Annotated in this window: 5 protein-coding genes; 3 read left to right on the forward strand and 2 right to left on the reverse strand. The window is 43.5% G+C overall.

The window, feature by feature from the left end:
* The 3 genes from NT178_07960 to NT178_07970 all read left to right on the forward strand — a co-directional run.
* The coding region (locus NT178_07960; GenBank protein ID MCX5812466.1) for a TRAP transporter substrate-binding protein at nt 1-948 on the forward strand (948 nt) is incomplete at its 5' end.
* A gap of 32 nt (nt 949-980) precedes the next feature.
* The gene (locus NT178_07965; GenBank protein MCX5812467.1) at nt 981-1,463 is read left to right on the forward strand and encodes a response regulator; all 483 of its coding nucleotides are present in this window, start codon (nt 981-983) and stop codon (nt 1,461-1,463) included.
* A gap of 144 nt (nt 1,464-1,607) precedes the next feature.
* Nucleotides 1,608-2,345 (forward strand): ABC transporter substrate-binding protein, encoded by a 738-nt coding sequence (locus NT178_07970; protein MCX5812468.1) that lies wholly within the window; start codon nt 1,608-1,610, stop codon nt 2,343-2,345.
* Nucleotides 2,346-2,696: 351 nt separating this feature from the next.
* Here NT178_07970 and NT178_07975 read toward each other — a convergent pair whose 3' ends face one another.
* Together NT178_07975 and NT178_07980 are read right to left on the reverse strand one after the other, a co-directional pair.
* Entirely contained in the window at nt 2,697-2,990 is a 294-nt protein-coding gene (locus NT178_07975) for a MoaD/ThiS family protein (GenBank protein MCX5812469.1), read from the reverse strand.
* A partial coding sequence (locus NT178_07980) for a hypothetical protein (GenBank protein ID MCX5812470.1) occupies nt 2,968-3,625 on the reverse strand: 658 nt, incomplete at its 5' end. The genes NT178_07980 and NT178_07975, both read right to left, overlap by 23 nt.

Below are 3,625 nucleotides of genomic sequence, written 5' to 3' on the forward strand. Positions count from 1 at the left end.
CACATGAATTCGGTAATAATGGGTAAATTCTGTGAAGAGCTTAACAAAAAGCTCACCGGCAAAGTAGAAATAACCCAGTATACAGGTAGTACCTTGCTCAGCGCCGATAAGATGGCTGCAGGGGTACTCACCGGCATTGCCGACATCGGGCTTTCAAATCTGTCTTATGCAAGGGGACGTTTTCCGGTTATGGAAATGATGGAGTTACCCCTTGGCTTCCCAAGCGCCTGGATTGCAGGTCATGTGGCCAATGACTTTTACAACAAATATAAACCAAAAGAATTTGATAAATATCAGGTGCTCATGCTTAGCACATCACCTATAAACGTAATCCAGACTGTTAAAAAACCCGTGAATACCCCGGAAGACGTAAAAGGATTAAAACTGAGGGGCACAGGAAGACTTGGTGATATTGTAAAAGCCTTCGGCGGCACTCCAATTCCTGTTTCTACACCCGAAATGTATGATTCGCTCAAAAAAGGTGTCATTGAAGGCGCATTGCTCCCACTTGAAACATTGAAAGGTTTTAAAACAGGTGAAGTAATGAGATACTCCACTGCATCTTGGAGGGTAGGGAGTGCATATTGTTTCTACGTGGTCATGAATAAGGATAAATGGAAAAGTCTTCCTCCCGACGCACAAAAAACCATTACCGAGTTTTCCAAAGAGTTTACTGAACGCTGGACTGTTGAGTGGAATAATATAGACATTGAAGGCAGAGAATACTTTCTCAAACAGGGCGGCAAAATCATATATCTCAACGAAGCAGAAAATGCTAAATGGATAAAAGCAGCTCAACCTGTTATCGAAGACTATAAGAAAGATCTGACTTCCAAGGATTACAAGGCTGCCGAAGTTGACGGCTGGATAAAATTTACAAAAGAGCGCATTGAATACTGGACAAAACAGGAAAAGGTTAAGAAAATTCCTACTGCTTATCAGTATTAACTTGTGCTTAAAAACATAAAAGAGGAAATTCTATGAAGGAGTCTATTTTAGACGGAAAAAAGATTTTGGTAGTTGATGATGAGCCCGATGTTCTCGAGATTTTAAATGTCGAAATAATGGAAGCCTGCCCAAATTGTTCCGTTGACCAGGCTGATACTTATGAGAAAGCGATAAACAAACTCGAATCCACCCACTACGATGTGGTAATACTCGATATCATGGGGGTACGTGGTTTTGACCTTCTTGAAATTGCCATAAAAAAGAATATGAAGGCAGTGATGCTCACCGCACATGTCATAAGCGCCGAAGCCCTTAAGCGTTCCCACGAAATGGGTGCCCGAGCGTATCTCCCCAAGCAAACACTCGGCGAAGTTGTACCGTTCATAGAGGATGTACTCAATTACAAATTCGAACCCGGATGGAAAAGACTTTTTGAAAAATTACATGGATTCTTCACCGAAAAATTCGAGACAGACTGGGAACAGAAAACAGGCCTGAACTGGAAGGAATGGTAAGGGCCATCATACTGGGTGGTTGCGGATTATGGATTTTGCCCTTAAGAAAAATAGGTCAACGTCGATAAGCCTTATGTATGTAGCATGACACAACCATGAGTGTTTAAGACAACACCAGATTATTAAAACAAAGGAGGATAAAGAATGTTTAAACTGGGTAGGTATTTTGTTCTGGCAGTATTTTGTTTTTGTCTTCTTTTTTCACAGGCACAGGCAAGGGATTTGAAGGTGAGCCTTCCTTTACTGCCCCCGATGGTAGAGTCAAAGGATAAGGGCATTCTGGTAGACCTTCTCAAGGCAATGGCCGAGGAATACAAGGACGGGAAGATCACCTGGGATGTGTTTCCTTTTGTGCGATCGATAGATAACGTGGAGAAAGGAAGGGCAGATTTTCATATGCCTTTAATAACGCCGAAAGACCCTGGTAAGCTCCAGTTTCAATTCTCCTCTGAAGACATATACAAGGTCTTATTCATTCTTGTCACAAACAAGAACAACAAAGACATCAACCTCACGAATCTATCAAAGTACAAGGTGGAGACCGACCAGGGGAATAAGAACGTCCTCGATGGCGAAATTCCCAATATAACCGGCTCACCCAGCATCGAATCGAGCCTCCAGAAGTTGGATATGGGCAGAATAGATGCCTGGATTTTCTCAATGGGCGCAACCGACAAGACAATGAAGAAGCTTGCCCTGAAGAGCCTCAAGAGATGGGAATACGGGAAATATGACGTGAAGGCGGTACTGCCCCTCGGAGAGAAAGGAAAAGAGGTGGATAAGATATTTTCCGAACTCGTCAAGAAGCTAAAAGCGAGCGGAAAGTACCAGAAGATCATGGGGCCCATGCTTGATCAGAAGTTTGATCCGTGGCAGCCATAGACGCGGCGTTATAAATTCAGAATTTGACAGAACCGGGTCTTCCGGTCAGGAAGACCCGGCAAAGAAAAAAACAAAAGGGTCTATCCTTAATCTAATAAAAACACTTAAACTTTCCTGGCCTCACGACGGTTTGCTCAGGACAATTCGACACCGTTGCAAATGGCATATCCGAGTTAAATACATTCTTTCTTCCAGAAGTTAATACTGCGTGGCTTTTACCTGCGGCACAAACTCCTTCCTGAAGTCCACAACTGGCATGTTTTTCTTAACTATGAAGATTTCACCGAGCGTACCTCGGCTATTACGTTCATTCAGTTCACTTCGCCACCAAGCCCAAGAACTGGGTGATATTTAGCCGCCTCCTATGGGAGGGAACAAGGCCAGCGTATCACCCTCGGAAAGCTTTGTTTCTAAACTGCTGTGACAACCGTTGATAAAGATGAGGGCGACCTCTGTTGCGGGAATGCTGGCCTTGTCGATAATTTCTCCTACCGTTACTTCATCAGGAAGTTCAAACACCTTCACATCGAACCGGTTTTCCCGGAATGTTGCAAATAATTTGACAGTTACATGCATATCGGTCATTCCAAAAGTATCATTTTGTCTGCCCCATGACAATGTTTCATTGAAATCTATCTCTATCATCAATGCGGATTGTTATATATTCACCATTGCCGTAAGTACTTTTTATGGATAAATCACGGGGGGCAATAATATTATCTCCAAGATACGCAGCATGTATTTCTTTCCAGAAAGCTTCCCTCTGTTCCTGAAGGAAGCCGATGATGGCAGAACAGCCCATGATAATGCCCTTCCTGAGAAAAACAGGACCCAGTTCCTCCATGAGAAGGTTAAAAAGTTTGATGGTGATAGTTCCTTGCCGCGCGTCAACAGACATGTCTTTTTTGCGATAGGTAATGGAATTTCTCAGACATGCGTAAAAACCACCCCTTCTCAACGTAGCGCCAACAAGACCCGGAAGGGCCGAGGAAAATGCCACAACGGAATAGTCATTCAGAATGGTCCGAGAGATGTCATCGACACACTGTCTATCAAGGAAAACCGTACTTATCTTTTCTTCCACGAACGATTTTTTTAATGATAACTGCCGGAAAAGAAGGTCCTCAATGCTTTTCCCTACCTGACATCGGAAGAAAAAGCCGCCCTGAAAGATAGGCCGAAAATAGGGAAATAATGCTTCTCCTGCCTCGATGCGCACACCGGGGCAATTTTCAAGGACCGCCCGTGTTTTGTTTTTCATCCTCTTCATAAATGGCAAT

Source organism: Pseudomonadota bacterium (genome assembly GCA_026388255.1).
Classification (GTDB): domain Bacteria; phylum Desulfobacterota; class Syntrophorhabdia; order Syntrophorhabdales; family Syntrophorhabdaceae; genus JAPLKB01.